The sequence below is a fragment of the Kribbella sp. NPDC002412 genome, from assembly GCF_053592935.1.
In genome coordinates, this window is sequence record NZ_JBSFBL010000044.1 from 45,843 (window position 1) to 70,342 (window position 24,500).

The following is a 24,500-nucleotide window of genomic DNA, read 5'->3' on the forward strand; positions in this document are numbered from 1 at the left end:
CACCCACACCCCAGGGTCACTTCCCGCTATCCACAGCCGGTAATCATCCGCTCCGGAGAGCCTCCAATCTCCGTAAACTCTCAGTGACAACAGATCAACCGAGCGGAGGCGACCATGAACCCTGTCCGGCGATTGCTCGCCTCGCTGGTCGGTGTGCTCCTGGTGGTCCCGCCCGCTCCAACCGCGCCCGCTGCACCGCCGGGCACCTGTGTCCACGTAGACGTCGCGGTGACCGCCGGCGGCGAGCTCCTGACCAAGGGCCCGCAGCTCGCCCACGACGCCGGCTTCGCCCACGCAGGAACCGGCCAGAAGTTCACCTTCACGGCGCGAACCTTCGCGCCGTCAGGAAACATCTGCACCATCCAGCTCGCCGACCTGCGCACCTGGACGGCGACCGCCTGGCCGTGCGAGAACCATCCGGCGCCCAGACCTGCGCGGACCCAGTCACTGACCTGGTCGATCACGGTGCCGGTCGACTGTGCGCTGACGAGCTCGCCGGGGTTGCTGAGTGCGTCCCTGAGCAACGGCAAGGGCTCCGCGAGCGGCAACGTGATGATCTACGCGGGTGCTCCTGGGTTCGTCCTGCCGGATCTGCAGGCGCGGGGTCTCTTCGGGCCGTTTGCTCTGCAGTCGGACCCGGTCAACACGCTGACTGGCGCATTGGTCGCTTCCGAGTCAGATGCTTCCGTGAACGGGCTGGGCGTCCCGCTGACGGTGACGCGGACCTACAACTCCAACGACCCGGCCGCTGGTCCACTTGGTCGTGGGTGGCGTCCGTCGTACTCGGATCGGCTGACGCTCGACGCGCGTGGGGCGCGGTACGTGGCGTCGGACGGGCGGGAGATCGGCTTCGATCGGCAGGGGACCGGGTTCGTCGTCGAGCGCGGGGTTGCACGGTTCCGCCTGGCGCGCGTCGGCAACGAGTACTTGCTGACGAGTTTCGACCAGTTGCGGATGCGGTTCTCGCCGGCCGGTGAGCTGGTGTCGATCCTCGACCGGAACGGTCAGGGCGTGGCGATCGAGCGCGTCTCCGGCCGGGTGGCAACCGTGACGAACGGCCGGCGTTCGTTGTCGTACGACTACAACGAGGTCGGCCTGATCACGTCGGTCCAGTTGTCCGGACCGGGAGTCGAGCCGCGGACCGTGCGCTACGAGTACGACGACGGGCGGCTGACCGGGGTGACGTCGCCTGGCGGTGTGCGGACGCGGTACGCGTACGTCGACGGTCGCCTGCAGTCGGAGACAGTCGGCGACTCGGCAAAGCCATCCTTCGTGACCGAGTACGACGGTGACGGGCGGGTCGTGGCCCAGACGGACGCAAAGGGCGGCAGGTCGACCTGGTCCTGGGACCCTGCCGGGGTCCGCGGTACGTCGACGATGACCGACCCGACCGGTGGGAAGTGGATCAACGAGTACGAGCGGAACTGGCTCGTCCGTCAGGTCGACCCGACCGGCGCCACGGTCACTTTCCACTACGACTCGGCCGGCAACCTCATCCGAGTTTTCGACAGCCTCGGCCACGGCGCGCGCCACACCTACGACGTCCTCGGCCGGGTCGTCTCGTCGGCGGATGCCAGCGGCAATGTCACCCGGCGGTCCTACAACAGCTTGAACGACGTAGTCGCGACGATCGATCCGCTCGGCCGCAGTACGACGTACTCCTACGACGTCCGTGGCAACCCAGTCGGTGTGACGTACGGCGGTCGGGCATCGTCGGTCGCGTACGACGGCCGAGGCCTGGTAACGCAGTCGCGCGATCCGCTAGGGCGGGTCACACGATTCGCGTATTCCGCGGATGGCGACCTCGTCAGCGTCACCGATCCGACCGGGCGAGTCGCTCGGTATGAGGTTGACGGCTGGGGCCGACTGGTCAGGGCGACCTCGCCGCGGGGCGGCGTCAGCACCTACACGTACACACCGGATGACCAGCCGCTCGAGCAACGTGGGCCGCTGGACGTCACGACGCGGCAGTCGTACAACGGCCAAGGCCAGTTGGCGACGGTGGTCGACGGCCGGGGCAACACCACCCGGTTTCGGTACGACGACGCCGGCACCCTGGCCGGCGTCACCCGGCCATCGTTGCCGGAGGCCACCGCCACCTTCGACGCGTCCGGGCGCCTGACCAAGCGTGTCGACGCGAGCGGCCGGGAGCAGACCTTCACGTACGACGCCGCCGGACGCACGACTGACACGACTTTCGGCGGTCGTACTTGGCGCTTCAACTACGACAAGGCCGGCCGGCTGATCCGCACGATCCTGCCTTCAGGCAAGTCCGCGTCGTTCACCTTGGACCCGCGTGGCGCGGTGACCAAGATCGTGTACTCGGACAAGACCCCGACCGTCAGTTTCACGTGGGATGCGGTCGGCCGCCGTACCTCGATTACCGACGCACTCGGCACGACCCGCTTCGGGTACGACGCCTTCGACCAACTGACCGCTGCCGGTTCGGTTGCGTATCGGTGGGATGCCGTTGGCAATCTCATCAGGCGAACCGCTGCCGGTCGTACCGAGACCTACACCTGGGATGCAGTCGACCGCCTTGCGTCGGCATCGGTCGACGGGAAGCCGCTGGCGTCGTACCGCTACGACCCGCGCGGCACTATCACGACAACGCGCCCGGGCGGACTCGTCGAGACCCGCTCGTTCGACCTGCGGGACCGAACCACCTCGCTGACGGTGACTCGTGGTGGCAGCCCGGTCCGGTCGATCACTTCGTCGTACGACACCGCCGACAACGTGGTCCGCACCAACGACTCGGTTGCGGGCAAGTCGTCGTACATCTATGACGTCCTGAGCCGGCTGACCGATGTCTGCTACGGCGTCGACGAGTGCACCGACGAGGCCCGGGACTTCATCCGCTACGACTACGACCCGATCGGCAACCGCACCTGGGAGCAACGCCCTGCCGGGAGCACTTGGTCGTTGTACGGCCCCGGCAGCGAGCTCCTCGCATCCGTCACCGCCCCCGCGACGTACCCGCTCGACCCGCCGAACTCCCGCGGCTACACCTACGACGCCGACGGCAACCTGACGTCCGACGGCACAACCACCTACACCTGGTCCGCCGCCGGCAAACCCATCACCTCAACCACCGCCACGACCAAAACCACCTACACCCACACCGGTGACGGCCGCCGAGCCACCTCCACCACCGGCCCCCAAACAACCACCTACCTCTGGGACCCGCTCTCACCCCAGATCCTCTCCACCAACACCGACCGCTACCTCTACGGCAAGGGCCTGCTCGCGACAGGCCCATCCCTCACCCCACTGACCACGACCCCCACCGGCACCCTCCTAACCACCGCCACCCCAACCCCCACCCACCACTCCTACGACCCGTACGGCCTCGCACGTACCCCCGACGCCACCACCAACGGCACCACATCAGGCGGCCCTGGCTACATCGGCGCCCTCAAGCTCCCCAGCGGCAACTACCTCCTCGGCCAACGCGAGTACAACCCCTCCACAGGCACCTTCCTCACCCCAGACCAAGGCGGATCCCCCAATCCGTACGCCTACACCTCCGGCAACCCCCTCAAAACCACCGACCTCCAAGGCCTCTCCGACATAGAAGGCACCCTCACCGACGTCTCCCACCTCACCGGCTGGGCCTCCACCGCCGCCCTCACCGGCGCCGTCATCTGCACCATCGCCCGCCCCTGCGCCCCGGCCGTCCCGATCCTCCTGCAAGTAAGCGCTGTCACTGGCGTAGCCTCCGCCGGCACAGCCGGCGTCCTCGACGCCCAGGCCTGCGTCCTGAAGGGCAACTGCTCCCAACTAGCCGCCGACGTAGCTGTAGGCGCCGTAGCGAGTCGCCTCCCAGTTGTGGGAAACGCCAGTCGCCGATTGCCGACAATGTCCGGGCACGCGATGTTCGGCGGTCGGGATACAGCCGTGAAGAACATGCTGAAGTACTCGGAGCGGAACCCGATGGAAGGCTATTACGACGTCATAGGACACGGCGGCCCCGACGACATCGCAGGCCAGTCGGCGAGTGAGATAGCGCGTAAGATCGCGCCGAGTGCCGGCGGACAGAACATCCGGCTGCTCTCGTGCTGGACGGGCTGCCCCAGCGGGACCTTTGCGCAGGATCTCGCGAATGAACTCGGCGTGACGGTCATGGCTCCGACAACCGAGATCGGCGCCTCGGGATCGGGTAGGACCCTGGACATCTATGACGGAGGTGAATGGCGATGGTTCACACCGGTCCGTCGACGCTGAAGCTGATCGGCTATTGGGCTGGCCCGACCGCGCCGGACTGGCCGGATCCGGAGGGTTTCATCGATCCGTCCTGGGACCCGCAGGAGCGCGAGACGATCGCCGACTACCTCCGGTGCGGCTTCGTGTTCCGAGCCTTTGGAGGAGTCTCGACCTGCCGGTTCTGTGGTCGTCAGAACGGCGCGCTCGAATTGAGTGACGGTGTTTGGTACTGGCCTGACGGACTGGTTCACTACGTCGCTGACCACGACGTCCGGTTGCCGGCTGAGTTCGTGGATCATGCTCTTGAGTACCTGGACCGCTTAGGCGATGCCGATCGCGACGTCGAGTGGTGGCGCTCGAAGACCTCCTGGACGGCCACGGAAGCGCAGTAGGGGAGGCCTCCGGAGTGCCGTCGCGCGAGGATCGTCATCTGTGCGGGACCGAGTGCGCGGACGATCACAATGTGAGGTGGCGACACCTCGCGCGGCTGAGGTAGACCGGGAGCTGAGGTCGGTGCAGGAGTTGCGGAGCGGAGTTGCACCTACGCGCCCATCCGAGGCACCTTGTGGCCGGGATCGGAGCGTGCTGTCTACCCAATGGCTGGCGACTGCCGTGGATGAGCTGGTGGTCGGGGGCGAGCGGTGCTGGAGGTCAGTGGCTCGGGACTCGGGTGCCGTTGGCAGCGGCGGGGAGGGGCGCGGGGGCGTCGGGTGAGTGGGGGCTGAGGGGGTGGGGCGGTAGGTCCTCGGGGAGGGCTGTAGCGGTTGGCTGGTTGGCAGGCTGGGGAGTGGTGGTGTGGGGTGGGCCGGCGTGGCCTGGTGTGCACATTTGGGCTGCTTTCTGTTGGGGCGACGAGGTGAGGGTCAGCGGGGGGTTAGGCGGATTACGGGGTATTGGCGGGGGGACTTGGCTTGGTACTTGGCTAGGCGGGGTTGGGCGGTGGTGATGCGGTGCCAGGCTTCGGTGCGGGTGGGGCCTTCGAGGGGGGTGGGGGTGACGGGGAGGGGGGCGCCGCCGGCGAAGGTGATGGTGGCTTGGATGGGGTGGGCCATGAGGTTGGCGTGCCAGTCGGGGTGCTGGCTGCCGCCGCCGGAGGCGACTACCAGCCAGGCGTTGTCGCCGTCGGGGAACCAGGCCAGCGGGGTCTCGCGCGGTTCGCCGCTGCGGCGGCCGACGGTCTGGAGGACGAGGACGTCCATGCCCATCATCTTGTCGCGGCCGGCGTGGATCTTGCGGGAGGTACGGGCGTTCATCGTCCGCTGAAGCCAGCGGGAGAACGGGCCGGGTGTGCCGGGCTTGCGCTTCGCGGTCTGCTGGTTGGTCGTCATTTCTGCCTCCAGAGTCGGTGGTTTCTCTGGTGGCAACGCTATGAGCGGGCCCGATACAGGTGCTTCTCGATTCCTGACCGATCCAATTGAGTCGTCACGGGTGAACGCCAGGCGGTGCAGCAGCCGGTGCGGCCAGGTGGCTGGGGTGGGCTGCCGTGACCGGGCTGGGTGCTGTGACGGGGCGGCGCAATGTCTAATTGGGTTGCTGGGTTCGGGACCGGCGCTGATGATGCGGGTATGGACACGACCCTTGGAGTGATGTTGTTGCGGCGGGCTGCTGGGTGGGCGGCTTCGGCGCAGCAGCAGGTGGGCCGTGGTTGGGGGGCTGTTCCGGTCGTGTTGTGATCGGGGTGGTGGTCGCCGGGTTGTTGGCTGGGTATGGGATTGCCATGCCGGTCGGGCCCGTGGGGACCTATCTGGTGGCGTTGACTGCGCGGAGTTCGTGGCGGGTCGGGGCCTGTGCGGCGTTGGGGATCGCGTCGGCAGACGGGATCTACGCGTTGGTGGCCGCGGTTGCGGGCTCGGCGTTGGCGCCGTTGCTCGAGCCGATCGTCGTGCCGTTGCGGTGGGTCTCGGTCGTGGTGCTTCTAGCGCTCGCATTGACCGGCGCGGTGAGAGCGGTACGGCGGTCTCGGGCGCAGCGGCTGACCGGGATCGCGCAGGAGATGCCAGTCGGTGCGCTGAAGGCGTACGTCGGCCTGCTCGGGATGACGCTGTTGAGTCCGATGACCGTGATCTACTTCGCCGCCCTGGTGCTAGGCGGATCCAACTCGATGACCGCGGCTGAGCGCGCAGTGTTCGTCGCGGCGGCGTTCGTGGCCTCGGCTAGTTGGCAACTGTTACTCGCCGGTGGTGGCGCGCTGCTCGGGCGTGTGCTGACCGGCCACCGCGGACGGTTGCTGACCGCGCTCGGTTCGAGTGTCGTGATTGCCGTACTGGCGTTGCGACTGGTTGCCTAGAGCAAACGCTCGACGGCGCCGGCCGGGTTCAGGAACAGCAGCACCGGGGTCCCGGAGTTCGGGATCGTGGCTGCGTAGGCCTGGAGCTGCGGCGCGTAGTAGGTGACCCGGTTGTCCAACGCGGCTGCGGGTACGGCGTCCGTCTTGTAGTCGACGATGACGAGACGGCCGTCGTCCTCGCGGTAGATGAGGTCGACGAAGCCCTCGAGGATCGTGCCGTCCGGTTGCAGGCTGCCGACGTACGACTCACGCCAGTGCTCGCGTACGGCGGCCCGCTTCACCACGTCGGATGCCAGAGCGGACCGCGCCAGCGCCGCGACGACGTCGGCGTACTCAAGGACTCCCTCGGCGACGCACTGGGCAGCGACGGCGGCGTCGAGCCCGGCGCCGGTGCTCAGGTCGACGACTTGCATGACACCGTGCACTGCACGACCGATCGCCGTACCGTAACGGCCCTTCGACCACGGCGGGAGCTCGAGATCGCGGGCTGCCTTGGCCGTGCCGGGATCGACGTCGGCCAACGCGACGTCCGGGCCGGTTCCTTCCAGACCGGAGGCGCTCTGGGCCGAGCGTTGCCGGCTGGCGGATCGGGCGGCGGCGACGCGGTTCTCCCAATCGGTACGGGCGATCGGCGGCGTGACGTCGGCCGACGAGCGCGGCTCGCGCTCGACCGGAGGTGGGCTGTCGAAGAGCGTGGCGTGCGGTGCCTCGACACCTCCGGCGGACGCGATGAGCTCGGCGTTGCTGGAGTGGCGGCGGTTGCCGGACCGGTGCAGCGACACGACCAGGTGGTCGCGCGCCCGGGTGGCTGCGACGTACAGCAGGCGACGGCGCTCGTAGTCGTCCATCTGCTCGTCAACCGGCTGCACGAGGTCGAAGTCCTCGGTCTGCACGGACGATTTCAGCTTGACCGCGTACCCGCCGTCCGGCGGCCAGAGCACCTGGACACCGCGCTGCCGGTTCGGCGCGGCGGTCATGCCGGACAGGATGACGATCGGGAACTCCAGGCCCTTCGCGGCATGGATCGTCATCACGCGTACGGCGTCCGCGTCGGTCTCCGGGAGGACGGCCTCGGCGACTCGCGACGCCTCTTCGCCTTGGTGCGCGGCCCACGCCAGGTACGAACGCAGACCGCCGTGCTCCACCTCGGACCACGCCCGCGCCTGATCGACCACGAACCGCACCCGGCGCCACGCGTCCCGCGCCCGCGGCCCGATCGCGGCGACCTCGAGCATCCGGCGATCGGCGACGATCTTCGCCAGCACCTCGCTCGGAGTCATCCAGCGGGCGGCGTAGTGCGTACGACGCAGCCACTCCATCGCCTCGCCGACCGGATGAGTGAGCAGCGAGTCGGGGACCGGCGCGGTCAGGGTGAACGAGCCGCCGGATCGCTTCCAGACGTAGAGGTCGTCGTCGCCACAGCCGAAGAGCGGCGAGCGCAGGGTGGTGACGAGGGCGAGTTGGTCACTCGGGTCGCCGAGGGCACGGGCGCAGGCGAGGAGGTCGCGCACTTCCGCGGTCTGGTAGACGAGCGAGCTGGCCTCGGCGCGGTAGGGGATGTCGGCGCGGTCGAGGGCGTCTTCGAGGAAGGGCAGCGACGTACGGGCCGGAACCAGTACGGCGATGTCGCCGGCTGCCGCTGGACGCCAGCCGCGGGTGCGGTCGTCGTACACCAGCCAGCCGTCGGTCAACGCCTGCTCGATGGTGGCGGCGACGTCGATCGCCTCGCGCTCGCGGAGGACGGACGCCTGCGCGCGGGGGAGGTCGTCGTGCGGCTCGGCGCCGAGGATGGTGACGGCCGGACCTGACAGCTGCTCGTCGTAGGAGTCAAAGTTGGCGACAGGGGTGGCGTCGTCAGAGGTGGCGCGCCGGAAGGGAAGCACCGTCGCGAGGTCGTTCACCGGCTCGTCGACGGAGTCGAAGAGGTCGCCGAGCAGTGAGAGTTGGTCGCCGCTGACATCGGCCGGTTGCGGCTCGGGGGCTCGGGGAGAGTCCGCGGACGGACCGGCACGATGGGGCGCCAGGGCCTGGTACGACGGCTGGGCCGCCTCCTGGGGCTGGATCAGCGACCCGAACACCGCGTTGATCCAGTCCAGGACCGGCGACACCGTGCGGAAGTTGGTGGTCAATGCGACCGTCTCGCCGAGCAGGTCCTGAGCGGTCAGGTACGTCGCGATGTTCGCCCGCCGGAACCGGTAGATCGACTGCTTCGGGTCCCCGACCACGAACAGCCGGCCCTCCGGCACCTCCACCTCACGCCAGTCCTCAGCCGACGCCTCGGCGCCACCCGCGATCCGCACCGCCAGCTCGATCTGGATCGGATCGGTGTCCTGGAACTCGTCCAGCAGCAGCCGCTCGAACCGCTCCTGCAACGCCGACCGCACCGACGCGTCCCGCCGCAGCAGGTCACGTGCAAGGACCAGCAGGTCGTGAAACTCGAGTCGCCCCTCGGCCCGCCGCAACTCCGCCGACTCCAGCACCCGCTCCGCGATCCAGTGGGAAAGATGCCGAAGGCAAGCGTCCAGCAGCAGCTCGACGAGCGATCCGGCGACCTCCACGACCTCGGTGCAGTCGCCGCGCACCCGGTTGATGTCCGGCCAGTTCTCCTTGCGCCCGATCCGGCCGACCTTCAGCCCGCGCAGCGTCTGCAGAATCGACAGCTGCGTCTCCTGGTCGGTCGCGGCGTCCAGCATCACCCCGAGCTCACGGATCTGCTGCACCTTCGGCAGCAGGCGATCCTCCGCGTCGAGGCACGACTCCGCGATCCCGCCGATCTTCGCGGCCGCCGCGACCAGTCCGGTGAGATCCGGCATCGCCACCAACTCGGGCGGATCGACCAACACGCGCTCGGCGATCAAGTCCCAGTCGTTCCCGAACAGCCGGGCCAGCGACCGCAGGTGCTTGAGCTCAACCCCGACCGCCATCGCGAGCAGCAGCGGCTCCGCGATCGAGTCGTCGTCGAGCAACAGCTGCTGCAGCTCCGCCCACCGCTCCTCGAACGCGACGGACGAACCCACCTCGTCCAGTACGTCGATCAGCGGCGGCAGCCCGGCCTCGATCGGGTGCGCGAGCAGGATCTGCTGCGCGAACGCGTGCAGCGTCCCGATCGACGCCGAGTCCAGATCGTCCAGCGCCGCGTCCGCCAGCTTCCCGGCCGGCCCCTTGCGGGCCTTCTCGAACTCGACCCGCAACCGGTCCCGCAGCTCCGCCCCGGCCTTCTCGGTGAAGGTCACCGCCGCGATCGTCCGCAGCGGTACGCCGTCCCGCAGGACCAACGTGGTCACTCGGTCGACCAGCGCGTGCGTCTTCCCCGACCCGGCCCCGGCCTCGACGAACAACGTCGCCGACGTGTCCGACTGGATCCGCTCCCGAGCCGCACTGTCCAGCAAGAACTCACTCATCGCCGGCCACCCTCGAGGTCATCGCCGGCCTCCGCGAGCGCACCCGGGTCGATCAGCCGCACCAGGCGAGACAGCGTCGGATCGAGCCGTTTCCGGTCCCACCGTGCCCGCACCTCGCTGTGCCCGATCCCGTCCGGGTTGCAGTACGGGCACTGCACCCATAGGAAGTCCGGCACCTCGGGCGCCTTTGGCGGGAAGTACCCGGCCGCGATCGACGACACGATCACGTCGAGCGTCTCGACGTACCGGGCCTCGACCTCGGGCGTCAGCGGCACCGGGATCCGCTTGCCACCGCGCCGGACGAACCAGTACGACGCCTCGACCGGTGTCGACTGTTCACCCAGCCGGGCGCGCGCGGCGTACGCGTAAACAGGCAACTGCAGCTTCGTCCCACCCGCCACCGGATCGGACTCGATCGCCTCGTACCTTGAGAAGCCTCCGGTCTTTACATCGGTCACGTAGATCGTCCCGTCCCGACCGAGGTCGACCTTGTCCGCGCTGCCGCGCAGCAGCACCCGCCCCGACGGGACCGGGATCTCCACCGGCGGCTCACCGTCGAACCCGAACCGCAGCTCCGAAGCGACCACCGACGCGTCCCGGTCGGCCCGCCAGTGATCGTCGTCGTTCAGCAGCACCATCAGGTCGCCGAGGATCCGCAACCGCTCCCGCTGCCACAACCGCGGATGCCCGGTCAGCCCCTCGGCCTCGAACTGATCGGCCAGATCCGCACCGATTGCCAGCAGCAACGACCTCTGCTCGGCCGACCAGGCCTCGCCGTACGACGGCAGCGAACCAGCCAACCGCGATACGAACGCGTCCAGGCTGTTGTGGATCAGGTTCCCCACCTGAATCGGCGAGATCACGAGCAGGTCCTCCGGCGCCTCCAGCGGCTCCACCTGAAGCAGCCGCTCGACGAAGTACGCATGCGGGCAGGTCGCGTACGCCTCCAGCGACGTCGGCGACGCGATCCGATCCTGCACCGCGTACTCCGGCAGACCCGACACCCCGGACAGATCGCCATCGAATCGCGTGAACGCGTTACTCGCCCGCCCACGCAAGAGCTCCCGCGCCCGGACCACGACCTCGTCGTCGAGCCACAACTGCGCCGACACCGCCCGGACCTGCCACTCCTGCTCGGTCGCCGGCATGCTTGCCGTCGTCAACGATCCCGCGTACGACGCCGAGGTCAGCAGCCGATCGCCGTACGAGGCCTGGTCCCACTCGGTCGCGGCGAGCGCGTGGTCCCCGGTCAACGACCGCATCGTCCCGAGCAACCACCGAGACGGAAGTCGCCGCGACGAACGACGCAGATCGCCCCGCGGGAACGACGCCACCACCTTCCGCGACCCCGCCGAGAACGCGACCAGCAAATGCCGTTGCTTCTCGTCCAACCGATCCCGGAACGACGCCAGCTCGGGCGCCGCCGCCTCCCGGACCCGATGGGGGAGCAACGCGTCCTCGTGCACCCGCCCCGGATAGAGGTCCTCCGACAGCCCCACGACATACACGACGTCCGCAGACAGCCCGACGCTCGCCGACAACGGCGCCACCAGAACACCGGTCCCGAACGTCCCGACCCGGGGCAGCGACTGTTGCAGCTCGAGATCCAGCACATCGCGCAGCACCGTCAAACTCGCCGGCGTACCCAGCTCGTCCAGCGTCGACAGACCCTTCAACGACCCCTCGACCGCGACCGCGGCGTACTGCTCCTCGACCGGCAGGGACGAGTAGTCACCGAGCAGGTCGTTGAAGAGCTGCAGCACACCACCGGCCAGCTCGGACCACGTCTCCAGTACGGCGATCGCGCCCAGCCGGCGGCGAAGCTCGGAAGCAAACGCATGCAAGCGTTCCGCGTTGGCTGCGTTGTACTGCGCGCGCCGTACCGCTGCCGGCCGTGGGTCCTCGGCCACCTCCTCCTGGCTCGCCGTACGACGCTCGGACTCGGCGTACCGCGCGAGCCGCGAATCCCAGTCGTCGCCACGGATCACGCCGGCGGCCCGGGACATCCGCTCCCACTGCGGCACCGGGATGCGCTCGCCGGTGAAGTCACGTGTCGGCGCGTTCGCGAGCGCACGGAAGACGTCGGCGCGGGGCAGATCCTGGTCGACGAGCGCAAGCACCTCGAGCAGCGTCCGGGCGATCGCGCGCTCGTGCACCGGCCGGGTGCCGGGTCCGTTGACCTCGATCCGGGCAGCGGCGAGGTGCTCGTGCAGGAGTCGCGCGTACGGCGATGCGGCCGAGTAGAGAACCGCGATCCGGTGGGCCGGGGTCTTCTGCAGTGCGGCGACCACGTCCCGGACGACGCAGCGCACCTCGTCGTCGGCGTCGGACGCGTTCAGCACCTCGGTCGCGACCGGGTAGTTCTTCGAGATCGACGACGGCAGGTCGATCCCGATCCGTTCGAGGGAACGGCGGACGGCTCGGTCGGCCCGCCGCACGTCGGTGAGGCCGACGATGACCGTGAGGTCGGCCGCCGCAGACCCCAGCGCCTCGACGAACGCTGCTTGGGTCTGGGTGAGCTCCTGCGGGAGGTAGAGCACGAGCGCGCCGAGCTCGGCGACCAGGCTGGGATCGGTGATGATCCGCGCCGCGGCCGCGCGGAGCAGGTCGATCTCGTCGTACCACTCGGGGGCGAGCTCGGACGTCACGTGGCAGTGCAGACGGACCAGATCGGGGCCGAGCGCGGACGCACTCGCGACCCTCTCGAGGGCCGCATCGGTGAGGTCGCGGAGCTCCTTGTGGGCTGAGGCAAGCGCTTGGATGGTTGACGGGTGCTCGGCGACTTCCTGGAAGACGCCCGGCGCTTTGGACAGCGCCGTCCGCCAGGTCGCCGCCACGATCGGCCGGGTCGCGGGCCGGCGCGGCGACAGCACGCCCGCGGCCAACTGCTCGGCCAGGCGCTCCAACGTTGCCAGGTAGAGCCCAGCGATCCCTGACCCGGCGAGATGGCGGCGGGCGACCACGCCGGCCAGGTTGTTGGGCAGGAGCAAGGTGACAGGCTTCATCGGATCGTCGCCCTTCAGCCGCGCGACGACGGCCTGCAGACGCTCCAGAGCGGCCGCTCCGTAGGCGGTCGTCTCGATCCGGGTCCCGCTCACCTCAAACCCCCGATCTGTCCAAGTTCCACCGCAGACGCTAAACCCTGCCACGGACAGAAACATGACGGGGCGCGAAACGCCAAGGTTTCTGCAGGCCGGGCGATCCGCTCCCACAATGAAGAAATGACCAGGGAGACGTCGATCGCGCGGGTGCTGCTCGTGCTCGTCTTCGCGCCTGCCGGCGGTCTGTTCGGCAAGGCGGTGGCCGAGGCCGCCCAGGGCCGGCAGTGGTGGCCGTGGCTGCTCGCGGCGCTGGTCTGGCTGGTGCTGACCGGGCTGGTCTCGGTGGCGGTGACGAACCATTTCGACGAGCACAGATAATGCTCCGATGGTCGCCGCGGTGCATCACGTCGAGCTCTGGGTCCCGGACCTGTCCCGGGCACTGGACAGCTGGGGCTGGGTCCTCACCAGGCTGGGCTGGAAGGACGGTGACGGCTGGCCCGGCGGGATGACCTGGATCGCCCCGGACGGCTGCTACCTGGTCGTCGAGCAGAGCCCGGCCATGTCGGCCGGCGAGCACGACCGGCTCCGGCCCGGGATGAACCATCTCGCCCTGAACGCGGCCGGGCGGGCCGAGGTCGACGCGATCGTCGCGGAGGCGGCCGGGCACGGCTGGACGCTGATGTTCGCCGACCGGCACCCGTACGCCGGGGGCCCGCAGCATTACGCCGCCTTCCTGCACAACGAGGACGGCTACGAGCTCGAAATCGTCGCACCGGACTGACTGGTGAGACTAGGTATGCCTGGAGTGACCACTGGGTCTGGTGGTGTGACATGGTTACTCCAGGCAAGTGGTGTCGCGGGGCAGAAGTGGAAGGACGGTGCTCGTGACGGAGAAGCCTGACGGGGGAAGTACGCCCGGACCGGTTTCACCGGAGCTCCTGGAGGCCCGGATCCGCGGTCTCCAACACGCGCTGGGGCAACTGCTGGAGAACGCCCGTCGGCTGACGTACGGCGAGCATCAGCGAGCCGTGCAGCTGCATCGTCAGCTGCAGGAACAGACTGCGGTCGCCAGACGCGAGTCACGGGCCCTGGTCGACGCCAAGACGGCAGAGGCGCTGGCCACTGCCGAGCCGACCGCGCGTCTGCTGGCGGACAAGCTGGCGCCCGGGCTGGCGTCCATACCGCCCAACGACGCACGCTGGCGCTCGCGGCAACTGGTTGGCGCAGGCATCCCGTCGTACGTGCGAGTGGGCGAGCTAGACCCCGGTACGCCGGTCGCCGCGCCACTGCTTCGGACCAACGGCTGGCGGGTGACCGCCGATCGCAACGAGTCCGCCCGAAGGCTGCTGCAGAGTGTCGCACTGCGCCTGGTTGCGGCTGCTGAACCCTTCCGGCTCCGGATCGACGCGTTCGATCCGCGGCTGACCGGGACGATGGGCCTGCTCGGCCATCTGACCACGAAGTACCCGCAGTTGGTGCCGAGGGCAACGCACACCGCCGAGCAGCTGCACGCAGTGCTGTCCGGACTGGTCGATGTCTCGTCGCTGCGCGCCAGCAGGCAGGCACAACTGGGGCACAAGCGCTTCGAGGACCTCATTCGGGAGACGGGCCGAGTCACCGACCCCTATCGGCTGGTCATCCTGTTCGACTACCCAGCCGGCATCGACACGCTTGCCCAGCGCGACCTGCTCCGACTGGCCGCGACCGGTGGTGAGCGGGGCATCTGCTTCCTCATCCACCACGACCCGTCGATGACACCCGAGAACGACGTCGACACCAAGCAGTTGCTCGACATGCTCACCCCGGTGACCATCTCCGGTGAGAAGGTCGAGGTCGCTCAGCTTCCCGGCGTACCTGCGAAGCTCGACCCGCAGTTCGACGCGAGCGTTGCCGCAGGCATCTGTGACGTGGTGGCCGAGCTGGCGGACATCGCCGTACTGCCGACGATCGACTTCGACCGGACGTTGCCGGACCGCTCGACCTGGTGGCAACCGGTCAAGGACGAGCTGAGCACAGTCATCGGGTACGACGACCGGACGCCGGCGCTGGTGCGGTTGCGCAGCGGCAACCCCGCGCTGCCGCACGTGCTCGTCGGTGGGGCGGTCGGGCAGGGCAAGTCGAATCTGCTCCTGGTGATGATCCACGGTCTCGCCGCGCGGTACGCCCCGGCAGACCTGGAGATGTACCTGCTCGACTTCAAGCATGGTGTCGAGTTCTCCGCGCTCGGTCCGGCGGCGGAGCGGGAGCACTGGCTGCCGCATGTGCGCGTGCTCGGGATCCACAGCGACCGTGCTTTCGGTCTCGCCGTACTGCGTCATCTGTCGGACGAGCTGGCGCGACGCAGTGAGATCTTCAAGTCGCATGGCAACGTTGCCGACATCGCGGAGCTTGCTGCCGGCCCCGATCGGCCGCCGCGCATCCTCGTCGTACTCGACGAGTTCCAGGTGCTGCTGGAGGATGACGACGAGCTGGCTGACGAGGCGGCCAAGTTGCTGGAGCGGCTGGTCCGGCTGGGACGCGCGTATGGCGTTCACGTCGTCCTGGCGACGCAGACGATCGAGGGCGTCAAGCGGTTGTCGACCAAGCGGGACTCGATCTTCGGGCAGGTGCCGTACCGGATCGCGCTGAAGACGACGCCGGCCGACGCGCAGGCGATCCTACGGAGCGGGAACACGGCGGCGGCGGAGCTGCAGTTCCGTGGCGAGGCGGTGCTGAACGCGAACTTCGGCTCGCCGGACGACAACCAGCACGTGCTGGTCAGCTTCGCGGACAAGCCGGTGCTGGACGAGCTGCGGCGCGAGCTGTGGACACGGGCCGGTGAGGCGGCGCATCCGCCGCGCATCTTCCACCTGGCCGAGCCGGCGCGGCTGGCGGACACCGCGGCTGCGGTCAAGCCAGAGCTGGGTCGGCCGTGGACCGGGCTGCCGATCGCGGTCACCGAGGCGCCGGTGCCGGTCGAGGTGCGTCCCGAGCCAGGAGCCGGCGTACTGGTGCTGGGTGACGGTCCGGCGGACGCCCTCGGCGTACTGAGCGGGCTTGCGTTGTCCGCGGCCGCTGCCGCGGTGGACCCACCGCGGTTCGTGTTCGTCGACGGCACCAACTCGTCGCCTGCGGTTGCTGATGGCAAGGGTGCGCTGATCCAGGCGTTGCGGCAGCTGGGATGCGAGGTCGAGACCGTCGACAAGCACGACGATATTGCGCCGCGGTTGTTCGCGCTGCGCGACCAGGTGCGGAACGGGCAGATCGGTGGGGAGACCTATCTGCTCGGGTTCGGGTTCCACGGGGTGCCGAAGATGCAGCTGCATGCGGAGGGGTTCTTCGAGAGCCCGGCGAACGCGCTGCAGGACATCGTCCGGGACGGGCCGTCGCAGGGGCTCATCACCTTCGGGTGGTGGAACCGGCTGCACGTCTGCACCGAGCAGCTCGGGTACGGGCGGGCCAACGTGGCGACGCACCTCTTCCTCAGGCACCCGCAGGACGGCGTCCGTGCAGTCTGCGGTCCGCTGGTGCGCTGGGCGTCCGAACCACACCGCGCACTGCTGTGGGACGGCCTGCACCCGGAGGCACAGGTCGTCGTACCGTTTGCCGCACTGCGGTCCGACGAGGTGGACCGCGCGGTGGAGTTGGTACGGCGATGAAGACGGAAGAGCAGCAGTGGGCGGAGTACGCACGGGCGCTCCGGCAGGTCGCAGGAGCCCGAGCGGACGCGCAGCAGGCGCAGGACCGGGTGACTGCGCACAAGTCGAACGCAGAGGCCACAGCACTCGCCGAGGCCGACGCGATGGCCGAGCGCGGCCGCAAGGTGGAGGCCCGGCTGAACGCGCTGGCCGAACAGGCTGCGGCCAGTCTGCAGCGCGCGGGCCTGCCTGCTGAGGGCAAGCGGGTGAACATCGCGTTCCCCGAGATCCGTGCGCTGACCGACCTGGAGTCGGCGGCGACCCGGATCACCAAGCAGCTCGGTGAGGCGGTCGACCAGCTCGAACAGGTCCGCGCTGAGGCCCGGGCCGAGCAGGAGCGCCGCAAGCGCCGTACCATCAGCGCGGCACTGACACTGGTCGGGTTCGTGGTGGTGTGGGTGGTCACGCGGTCGTTCCTGGCCGGGGTCGAGGCCGCAGCCATCGCTGCGGTCACGATGCTGGCGGCGTCGCGGGTGCTGGGGCTGCCGCGGCTGCCTGGCGCACGCTGGTGGGGCTGGGGAGGTGCGGTCGTGGTCGTCGCGGTGATGGCGGCCGGGCTGCCCTGGTGGCTGGCGATCCTGGTACCCGTGGTCGTGTCCGGTACGGCGATCGTGCTGCCGAAGAAGCGTGGTTGAGGGAGAGGGTTGACGTGTCCGACGTACAGCGGCTCAAGGAACAGCTGCACCAGGTGTCGATGGAGGCCAAGCAGGCCGCCGGCGGCCTGGCCGGGTTCAAGCTGCGCTTCACCCAGCACAGCCAGCAGGTGGAGAGCCTGATCGCCGGTACGGCGACCGGCGTCGACCGGGACATCTCGGAGATCCTGGACGCCGCCGGCAAGGCCGTCGAGCAGGCCGCCGAGGCGCTGGAGATCGCCTCGGCCGGATGCAAGAGCTACGCCGACCAGATCTGAATGGTTTCGGACCTGCAGCGAGTCGCCCGAGGTCTGGTCGACTGCCTCGACGAGGTGCCGCAGGTGGTTCAGCACCTGCAGCGCACCGCGGACCGCTGCCGCGAGAACGCTGCGACCGCGATCGCCGCCTCCCACGGCCGCGCCACGGTCGCCGCCCAGCAACTCGACGCGGCCGCCCGCGCCTGCGAAGCCGCCGCCCACTACCTGTCGATGGCGCCCCCGAAAGCTCGCGCCTGGGCCGAACGCCTCGTCGGCGACTCCCGCACCACCAACCGCCCCTCCAGCGACTCCGCGGACCGCAACAAGGCCACCCGCGGCCGGGACGACGTCCCTGAGCGCGACTCCAAGGGCCGCCCGAAACGCCTTACCGCCCGCTACGACGACATCGAACTCCCCGAGCAGGACGACGACGAGTCCCCACTCGTCACTGTCGCCCGCAAAGCCTTCGAGAAGTTCCGCAAACAACGCGAGAAGGACGAAGAAGACCGCGAGGACCCCGAAGAGCTCGAGATCGAGATCACCGTCGCCGAAACCGGCGACCTCACCATCGAGGAACGCAACGAAAAAGAAGACCGAAAACGCGAGGACCGCCTCCTCCAGGACTTCCAGATCGAGGTAGACCTCACCGAACCGATCAAGAACCTCCTGGCGTCCATGGCCGAGTCCGCAGACCAAACCTGGCAGCACGCCGAACTCACCATCACCCCCGCCCACGTAGAAGCCACCTTCGACTACCCCGACGACCACCCCGCCCCCATCGTCGTGGACATCGATCTTCCTGAGTTCCGAGGGATTGAAGGAGCTGACCCGCGGCTGCCGGACGAGTCGGCACCGTCGGCGCCAGATGTCGACGTAGGCGAGGTCGAAGACGATCTAGGGGAGTACGGCAGCACCTGACCGCAGCCGCTCGCATCAGTCCTTCTACCGGCCGAGTTCGCTGCCGCCGTTCCTGCGCAAGATCGCGGAGGAGAAGAACGACCACATGCTGCTCAAGTACCGCGAGGTGATCGTTGACACGGGAAACCCGGTCGAAGGGCTCGAAATCATCACGAACGACGAGGATGCGGCGGCATACTTTCGGGATCGCATGCAGTCGCTGGACATTCCGGGGCACGTGTCGCTGAAGCAAGGGGATGACTCATGACGGAGTACCTGGTCGCACCGCTGGAGGAGCCCGATTGGGTGGTGAGTGCAGAGGAGCTTGCGGCTGCCTTGCAGGAGCGGTGGCCGGCTGCGCGGATCGAGGTAGGAGCGGTCCAGGGGTCGTCGATGGCGCTCGAGGCTCTGATTCCGTTCGAGCCGGGACCACGTGAGCTCGGGGTCGCGTTGAGCGGGACGGGGCAGGCGGTCACCTTGGACCCGGCGGATGTGGAAGCGGCTGCGGAGTTTGCGGAGTGGTTCGTTCGTCGCGTGCTGCCTGGTCAGCGCGGACTCCACCTGATCGAGCCGGGCTCGATGCGAACGGTCGACCTCTCCGACAACCTGACCGCGGCCCAGATCGCGGACCGCATCCGCTGAGCGATACCTACCACCTAGGACATCTTCTCGTCGCGGATGACTTGCTCTCACGGACTCTCCGGCCGGAGTCGCTCCAGGCGTCGGATCCGGAGGAGAGCGAATATAGCCGCGAGCGGACGACCGACGTGACCTATGGCAAGGAGTCTTGATGGCCGATAGTGATGAGATCTTTCTGGCTCTGGACGCGCCGTTGGAGGACGCGGCTGGGCAGATTGCCGCTGCTCTGGGGCTGGAGTTCAACGGAGATCTTCGGGCGGACACCGGCGAGCTGCAGTACAAGTCCCAGGCACGGACGTTCGACGGCGTCATCGGTGTCTACATCGGCGCAAACTACTTCCAGCCGGAGCCCGACGCAGTCCAGGCCATGGACGGGTACGGCGTTGTCGTCGAAATCCAGTCGCGCCAGCGGAAGCAAGCCCAGGCCGACGAGACCCGCCTGGCATTCGAAGCGCTGACCGGCGCACTTCCGGACGTACCCGCGCTCCTGTCGCACAACGTGGAGTTGCTGATCGCGTCGTACCTGCCGGGATCCGGCACCCACACCTTCGAACCCGGAACCACTCTCGACGACCCGGACATCGACACCTGGCGCCCCTGGGTTGTCGGCTGAGTTGGTGGCTATGGACGACGACTTCTTTCTTGCTACCGGCCAGCCGCTTGTAGCTGTGGCCGGGTGGTTGGGGGAAGTGCTGGGGCTCGAGCGGGTGGACGACGCGGAGTTGAAGGACGACGCCTATCTGTTGCGCGGGCGTGCGCGGACGGCTGACGGCGACATCGTCGTACTGCTCGGGCCGAACATCTACGGGGAAGTCGATCCTGAGCCTGAGGATGTCTCCGCGATCGACCGGTACACGGGCGTGATCGACATCCGTGTTGCCGGTGTGCGGGACGAGGAGTGGCAGACGAAGGAAGCCTGGGCTGTCTTCGACGAGTTGGTTGCCACGCAACCCGAGGTGGCACTGGTTCTCAGCCACGCGATGTCCTGGGTCGTGGCGTCGTACCTGCCCGGCGCCGGAGTGCACACCTTCCCACCTCGCACTTCCCTCGACGTCCCAGACGACGCCGTCTGGCGCCCGTGGGTCGTCGGCTGACGGAGGGATGAGATGTCTGTCGTCGACAGTGTCTTCGTCGCCACTGCGGAGTCGCCGGGGCAGGTGGCGGCGTGGTTGCGTGAGGTGGCCGGGTTCGAGGGCGGGAGTGCGGACGGCGCCGCGGTGCGGATGCGGGCCCGAGCGATGACGGTGGACGAGTGGCTCGGGGTGGTGGCTCAGCCGAATGGGTACGTCGAGGTGGATCCGGAGCCCGAGGACATCCAGGCCCTGGACCCCTATGCGATCGAGATCCAGGTCCGGGGTGGGCTCAGGGAGGATGTCTTGCACGCGGAAGCCCGCCTGATTTTCGACAAGCTCGTGACCTCCCGCCCGGATCTTCCGATGCTCCTGGTCCACAACCTCTACACCCTCGTCGCAGCACACCTGCCCGGCGCAGGCACCTACATCTTCGCCGAACAGATCACGCCGGACGCCTCCGACATCGACACCTGGCGCGCCTGGGTCGTCGGCTGAATCACCTCGGTGTGGTTCTCGGGTTCGGAAAAGCTGGCCGGGAAGCGCGTCATGAAGTGTTGGGTGAGCCGTCACCTCTGTGAACCCATCCCCACAGGGAAGTGGAAGTGATTGGCATGGACGGTTGTTCTTCGATGTCGCTGATGGGAACGCGCCGGCCGGGTAGGCGGGTGCATTGAGATGTCCGATCCTGTTCCTCAACGTCGCCGCGTACGGGTGTGGTTCGGGGACCACGTCGTCGCGGACTACCGGGCGGAGGCCGACCTGGCCGAACGCTACGCAGCGGCCATGTCGCGCCGGTTCGCCGGCCTGCGCGTGACCAGTGACCCGATCCCCGACGCCGACCCCGGTCCGGACCGCACGCTGCCGGGCGAACGGCTCTGGGAGGTAGCCCCGAAATGACGGCCCGTCGCTTCCGGCTGATCCGCCATCATGACGTCTCCGGTGTCAGCGGCACCGGGCCCGTCGCCGAGGGCGTCCAGTTCACCGACGGAGCGGTCGCGCTCCGCTGGTACGGCGACTATCCGACCACGACGGTCTGGGACGGTATCGAGTCCGTCGTCGCCATCCACGGCCACGGCGGCGCCACCGAGGTCGAGTGGCTCGACCCGGAGCAGGGGCCCGACCCCGACCTGAGACTGCCACCGCGTGAGTCCCTCCCACCGAGACCCTGGCCGGATCTGCACTCCGCCCCCGAGCCACAGGACCCCGATCCCCTGCACAGCGACGGCAGCAGCGGTTCGTACGGCGGTGCGCCGCCGGCCGGCTGGTCGTCGTACCGGGTGTTCCGATGAGCCGGACCGGGTCCGGCGCCGCGGACCCGGTCTGAATCGGGTGGCCGGTGCCGACTCCTCCCTTCCGGCACCGGCCGACCGAACCCACCCAGTTGCCCAAGGCATCGGGTACGGCGACCCCCGGGCGTGACTCGGGCCCAGCCGGACTCGCGATGCGACTGGGCCCGAGGGATCAGCGGGTCACTCCATGGCCTGCGCCACGTCGAGGTTGTAGTACTTGGCCGGCCCGTCGCACAGCTCCATCATCTTGGCGGCGTACTCGCTGGTGTCGGAGCGGTTGGAGTTCTCCATCGCCTCTTCGTACGACGCGAACTGGATGATGCCGAAGTACCGGCCCGGCTCGTCCCGGTCGGCACACGTCATCGCGGACGTCGGCGCCGCACCTTCGCCGGACGCCTCGCGGGTCTTGCGGAACTCCTCGGTGAGCGCCGCGACCTCGTCCGGCTTCTGCGTCCTGTACTCGATGATCTGAACGAAAGCAGCCATTTCTCCCCCTTGCCCATGGCCCCCACTTTCGGTGGTCCCTATGACGACACTGCGCCCGGATCGGCGTCACCGCAAGGGTTCGAGGACGACGGTGACCGGTTGCCCTCGCGGCATCACGAAGCGTTCGGTTCTGCCGTCAGCAGAGCGGCCTGGGTTTTGTCGGTGGCGCCTGATTGGCTTGCGGACGTGGAGATTCTGATACTCGGCGGGACCGCTTGGCTGGGTCGTGAGATCGCGACCCAGGCGCTGGCGCGTGGGCATGCGGTGACCTGTCTGGCGCGTGGCGAGAGCGGTGGGGTGGCCGACGGGGCGACGCTGGTCGCGGCCGATCGCAGCCGGCCGGATGCGTACGACGGAGTGCCCGACCGGGACTGGGACGCGGTGTTCGAGGTGTCGTGGCAGCCTGGGTTCGTGCGGGGTGCGCTGGCTGCGTTTGGCGCGAAGGCGAAGCACTGGACCTATGTGTCGTCGGTCAACGTCTACGAGAAGTACGACACGCCGGGCGCCGACGAGTCCGCCGTACTGCGGGCTCCGACCGAGCTGGACGTGGTCGACCGGGAGCTGTACGGCGAGGCGAAGGCGGCGTGCGAGGCGGCGTCGATCGAGGTGGTCGGGGACCGGCTGGTGATCGCGCGGGCCGGGTTGATCGGTGGGCCGGGGGACAAGAGCGATCGCTCCGGGGCGTGGGTGGCCCGGGCGGCTCGCGCGCCTGAAGAGCCGATGCTGGTGCCGGACACGCCGGAGCTCTCCACGGCGGTCCTCGACGTGCGGGACCTGGCGTCCTGGTTGCTGGACTGCGCGACCGAGGGCAAGACGGGGACCTTCGACACGCTTGGTCCGGTTGTGCCGTTCGGGGAGTGGATCGAGTTGGTGCGCCAGGTCGGCGGGCACACCGGGCCGGTGGTGCTCGCGCCGCGGGAGTGGCTGGAGGACCAGAAGGTCGAGCAGTACATGGGTCCGGACTCGCTGACGATGTGGCTGACCGCGCCTGGGTACGAAGGCTGGTCGAGTCGCAGCGGCGCGGCGGCCCGGGCGGCCGGTCTGGCCCACCGGTCCCGGCGGGCGTTGTTGGAGGATGTGCTCGCGTGGGAGCGCGAGGTCGGCCTGGACCGCGAGCGTAAGGCCGGCCTCAGCCCGGCCAAGGAGAAGGAGTTGATCGAGTCGCTGGGGGCGTGAAGAGTGGTGGCATGCGGTTGGTACTGATCTCGGACACTCATCTGCCGGTGCGGGCGAAGAAGCTGCCGGAGCCGGTGTGGGAGGTGATCGAGCGGGCCGATGTGGTGATCCACGCCGGGGACTGGGTCAGCGTGGCGCTGCTGGACGAGCTGGAGGCTCGGGCGGCGCGGCTGATCGGGTGCTGGGGTAACAACGACGGTCCGGAGCTGCGATCCCGGCTGCCTGAGGTTGCCCGGGTGACGCTCGACGGCCTGTCGCTTGCGGTGGTGCACGAGACCGGGTCGGCCAAGGGCCGCGAGGAGCGGTGCGAGAAGGCGTACCCGGGGGTGGACGTGCTGGTGTTCGGGCACAGTCACATCCCGTGGGACACGACGAGCCCCGGCGGGTTGCGGTTGCTGAACCCCGGATCGCCGACGGACCGCCGCCGCCAGCCGTACTGCACGTACCAGACGGCGACGATCACGTCCGGCCGCCTGGAAGAGGTTGCTCTACACAACCTATGACAGGTGTTGCCTGATGCAACGGTCTTGACATGGACGCGGCCGGGCGTGCAGTGGCGACCGCCGTACCACCGAGTTACGGCGTCCCACGCACGCCCGGCCGACTGACGTCGTACCGGGGACTAGGCGTTGGCTGCTTCCTTGACCCGGGTCTTGAGGCGGTCGCGCACCTCTTCGGGCGTGTAGGCGCGGCGCTTGCGCTCGCCCCGCGCGATCACCACGCCCGTTGCGGCCACGCCGACGAGCCCCGCAAGTCCTACGACCTTCCATACCTTCATGGCGACTAACCTAGCGACGTGGAGACGCGGATTTCACTGGATGACGCTACGGAACTGACACGAACAGGTGACATTTGGCTGTTCCGCGGCGCCGGCGCGGCCGACCGGGCGATCCAGCTGACCACGAACAGCCCGGTCAATCACGTCGGGATGGCGATCGTCGTCGAGGACCTGCCGCCGCTGATGTGGCACGCCGAGCTGGGCCGGTCGCTGCCGGACGTGTGGACCGGCACGCACCACCGCGGCGTCCAGCTGCACGACCTGCGTGACGCGGTGCTCGTGTGGGCGCGGAAGTACGGTCAGCGGGCGTGGTTGCGCCAGCTGGACCACCCCGTGACCCGAGAGATGGAGGACGCCGTGCTGCAGACCGTCGCGCGCTTGGACGGTACGCCGTTCCCGTCGACGGCCCGGCTGGCGTCGAGGTGGGTGCGCGGGCGCGTTCCGGCGTTCCGGCGCGGGTCGCGGGAGCTCGAGCTGGAGTCGGCGTACTGCGCCGAGGTCGTCGCGGTGACGTATGAGGCGATGGGGTTGCTGCACGGGCGGAGGCCGAACTGGTACGACCCGGGGCGGTTCTGGAGCGGTGACGATCTCAAGCTGTCGCGCGGCGCCCGGCTGGGCGAGGAGATCGCGGTCGAGATTCCGGCGGTCTGAAAACTGTCGGCGC

The 24,500-nt window shown here is 68.8% G+C and carries 24 protein-coding genes; 19 read left to right on the forward strand and 5 right to left on the reverse strand.

Annotated features, from left to right (window positions below; genetic code table 11):
- Positions 1-114: 114 nt before the first annotated feature.
- Together ACWCOV_RS30015 and ACWCOV_RS30020 are read left to right on the forward strand one after the other, a co-directional pair.
- Positions 115-4,224 carry a DUF6531 domain-containing protein gene (locus ACWCOV_RS30015; protein ID WP_449832683.1) on the forward strand — a complete coding sequence of 1,370 codons (4,110 nt, stop codon included), beginning with the start codon at positions 115-117 and terminating at the stop codon, positions 4,222-4,224.
- Positions 4,197-4,595 carry a hypothetical protein gene (locus ACWCOV_RS30020; protein ID WP_449832684.1) on the forward strand — a complete coding sequence of 133 codons (399 nt, stop codon included), beginning with the start codon at positions 4,197-4,199 and terminating at the stop codon, positions 4,593-4,595. The genes ACWCOV_RS30015 and ACWCOV_RS30020 overlap by 28 nt, the downstream gene beginning before the upstream one ends.
- Positions 4,596-5,066: 471 nt before the next feature.
- Here ACWCOV_RS30020 and ACWCOV_RS30025 read toward each other — a convergent pair whose 3' ends face one another.
- Complete coding sequence (locus ACWCOV_RS30025; RefSeq protein WP_449832685.1) at positions 5,067-5,531, reverse strand: nitroreductase family deazaflavin-dependent oxidoreductase; 465 nt, start codon at positions 5,529-5,531, stop codon at positions 5,067-5,069.
- A 389-nt stretch (positions 5,532-5,920) separates the two neighbouring features.
- Between ACWCOV_RS30025 and ACWCOV_RS30030 the strand changes: the two genes are divergently transcribed.
- The gene (locus tag ACWCOV_RS30030) at positions 5,921-6,490 is read left to right on the forward strand and encodes a LysE family transporter (RefSeq protein ID WP_449832686.1); all 570 of its coding nucleotides are present in this window, start codon (positions 5,921-5,923) and stop codon (positions 6,488-6,490) included.
- Here the strand turns inward: ACWCOV_RS30030 and ACWCOV_RS30035 are convergent.
- Together ACWCOV_RS30035 and ACWCOV_RS30040 are read right to left on the reverse strand one after the other, a co-directional pair.
- Positions 6,487-9,891: a UvrD-helicase domain-containing protein gene (locus ACWCOV_RS30035; RefSeq protein WP_449832687.1), complete on the reverse strand. Its 3,405-nt coding sequence runs from the start codon at positions 9,889-9,891 to the stop codon at positions 6,487-6,489. The genes ACWCOV_RS30030 and ACWCOV_RS30035 overlap by 4 nt on opposite strands.
- Positions 9,888-12,989: a PD-(D/E)XK nuclease family protein gene (locus ACWCOV_RS30040; protein ID WP_449832688.1), complete on the reverse strand. Its 3,102-nt coding sequence runs from the start codon at positions 12,987-12,989 to the stop codon at positions 9,888-9,890. The genes ACWCOV_RS30035 and ACWCOV_RS30040 overlap by 4 nt, the downstream gene beginning before the upstream one ends.
- A gap of 123 nt (positions 12,990-13,112) precedes the next feature.
- Here ACWCOV_RS30040 and ACWCOV_RS30045 point away from each other — a divergent pair, with 123 nt between their 5' ends.
- The 13 genes from ACWCOV_RS30045 to ACWCOV_RS30105 all read left to right on the forward strand — a co-directional run bounded on the left by ACWCOV_RS30045 (position 13,113) and on the right by ACWCOV_RS30105 (position 21,396).
- On the forward strand, positions 13,113-13,310 hold the full coding sequence (locus ACWCOV_RS30045) for a hypothetical protein (protein WP_449832689.1): 198 nt from the start codon (positions 13,113-13,115) through the stop codon (positions 13,308-13,310).
- Positions 13,311-13,317: 7 nt separating this feature from the next.
- Complete coding sequence (locus ACWCOV_RS30050) at positions 13,318-13,713, forward strand: VOC family protein (RefSeq protein WP_449832690.1); 396 nt, start codon at positions 13,318-13,320, stop codon at positions 13,711-13,713.
- A gap of 103 nt (positions 13,714-13,816) precedes the next feature.
- Positions 13,817-16,570 carry an FtsK/SpoIIIE domain-containing protein gene (locus ACWCOV_RS30055; protein WP_449832691.1) on the forward strand — a complete coding sequence of 918 codons (2,754 nt, stop codon included), beginning with the start codon at positions 13,817-13,819 and terminating at the stop codon, positions 16,568-16,570.
- Positions 16,567-17,244, forward strand: a complete 678-nt coding sequence (locus ACWCOV_RS30060) for a hypothetical protein (protein WP_449832692.1) — start codon at positions 16,567-16,569, stop codon at positions 17,242-17,244. Before ACWCOV_RS30055 ends, ACWCOV_RS30060 begins: the two co-directional genes overlap by 4 nt.
- A 14-nt stretch (positions 17,245-17,258) precedes the next feature.
- A complete protein-coding gene (locus tag ACWCOV_RS30065; protein ID WP_132209572.1) occupies positions 17,259-17,519 on the forward strand; it encodes a hypothetical protein in 261 nt (86 codons plus the stop codon).
- Positions 17,520-18,416 carry a hypothetical protein gene (locus tag ACWCOV_RS30070; protein WP_449832693.1) on the forward strand — a complete coding sequence of 299 codons (897 nt, stop codon included), beginning with the start codon at positions 17,520-17,522 and terminating at the stop codon, positions 18,414-18,416.
- 61 nt (positions 18,417-18,477) lie between these two features.
- Complete coding sequence (locus ACWCOV_RS30075; RefSeq protein WP_449832716.1) at positions 18,478-18,663, forward strand: restriction endonuclease fold toxin-2 domain-containing protein; 186 nt, start codon at positions 18,478-18,480, stop codon at positions 18,661-18,663.
- The gene (locus tag ACWCOV_RS30080; protein ID WP_449832694.1) at positions 18,660-19,037 is read left to right on the forward strand and encodes a hypothetical protein; all 378 of its coding nucleotides are present in this window, start codon (positions 18,660-18,662) and stop codon (positions 19,035-19,037) included. Before ACWCOV_RS30075 ends, ACWCOV_RS30080 begins: the two co-directional genes overlap by 4 nt.
- 148 nt (positions 19,038-19,185) lie before the next feature.
- On the forward strand, positions 19,186-19,647 hold the full coding sequence (locus ACWCOV_RS30085; RefSeq protein WP_449832695.1) for a hypothetical protein: 462 nt from the start codon (positions 19,186-19,188) through the stop codon (positions 19,645-19,647).
- 10 nt (positions 19,648-19,657) lie between these two features.
- Positions 19,658-20,128, forward strand: coding sequence for a hypothetical protein (locus ACWCOV_RS30090; RefSeq protein WP_449832696.1), 471 nt, complete (start codon positions 19,658-19,660; stop codon positions 20,126-20,128).
- Positions 20,129-20,140: 12 nt separating this feature from the next.
- Positions 20,141-20,602 (forward strand): hypothetical protein, encoded by a 462-nt coding sequence (locus tag ACWCOV_RS30095; protein ID WP_449832697.1) that lies wholly within the window; start codon positions 20,141-20,143, stop codon positions 20,600-20,602.
- Positions 20,603-20,782: 180 nt separating this feature from the next.
- Complete coding sequence (locus ACWCOV_RS30100) at positions 20,783-21,004, forward strand: hypothetical protein (RefSeq protein ID WP_449832698.1); 222 nt, start codon at positions 20,783-20,785, stop codon at positions 21,002-21,004.
- Entirely contained in the window at positions 21,001-21,396 is a 396-nt protein-coding gene (locus ACWCOV_RS30105) for a hypothetical protein (protein ID WP_360535123.1), read from the forward strand. Before ACWCOV_RS30100 ends, ACWCOV_RS30105 begins: the two co-directional genes overlap by 4 nt.
- Positions 21,397-21,576: 180 nt before the next feature.
- On the opposite strand, the gene ACWCOV_RS30110 is transcribed toward ACWCOV_RS30105, so the two are convergent.
- Positions 21,577-21,882, reverse strand: coding sequence for a hypothetical protein (locus tag ACWCOV_RS30110; RefSeq protein ID WP_449832699.1), 306 nt, complete (start codon positions 21,880-21,882; stop codon positions 21,577-21,579).
- Between the two features lie 186 nt (positions 21,883-22,068).
- On the opposite strand from ACWCOV_RS30110, the gene ACWCOV_RS30115 reads away from it, so the two are divergent.
- Together ACWCOV_RS30115 and ACWCOV_RS30120 are read left to right on the forward strand one after the other, a co-directional pair.
- Positions 22,069-23,058: an NAD-dependent epimerase/dehydratase family protein gene (locus tag ACWCOV_RS30115; protein ID WP_449832700.1), complete on the forward strand. Its 990-nt coding sequence runs from the start codon at positions 22,069-22,071 to the stop codon at positions 23,056-23,058.
- Between the two features lie 11 nt (positions 23,059-23,069).
- The gene (locus ACWCOV_RS30120) at positions 23,070-23,561 is read left to right on the forward strand and encodes a metallophosphoesterase family protein (protein ID WP_449832701.1); all 492 of its coding nucleotides are present in this window, start codon (positions 23,070-23,072) and stop codon (positions 23,559-23,561) included.
- Between the two features lie 119 nt (positions 23,562-23,680).
- Here ACWCOV_RS30120 and ACWCOV_RS30125 read toward each other — a convergent pair whose 3' ends face one another.
- Positions 23,681-23,836: a hypothetical protein gene (locus ACWCOV_RS30125; RefSeq protein WP_165546543.1), complete on the reverse strand. Its 156-nt coding sequence runs from the start codon at positions 23,834-23,836 to the stop codon at positions 23,681-23,683.
- An 18-nt stretch (positions 23,837-23,854) separates the two neighbouring features.
- Between ACWCOV_RS30125 and ACWCOV_RS30130 the strand changes: the two genes are divergently transcribed.
- Positions 23,855-24,487 (forward strand): hypothetical protein, encoded by a 633-nt coding sequence (locus tag ACWCOV_RS30130; protein ID WP_449832702.1) that lies wholly within the window; start codon positions 23,855-23,857, stop codon positions 24,485-24,487.
- Positions 24,488-24,500: the final 13 nt, after the last annotated feature.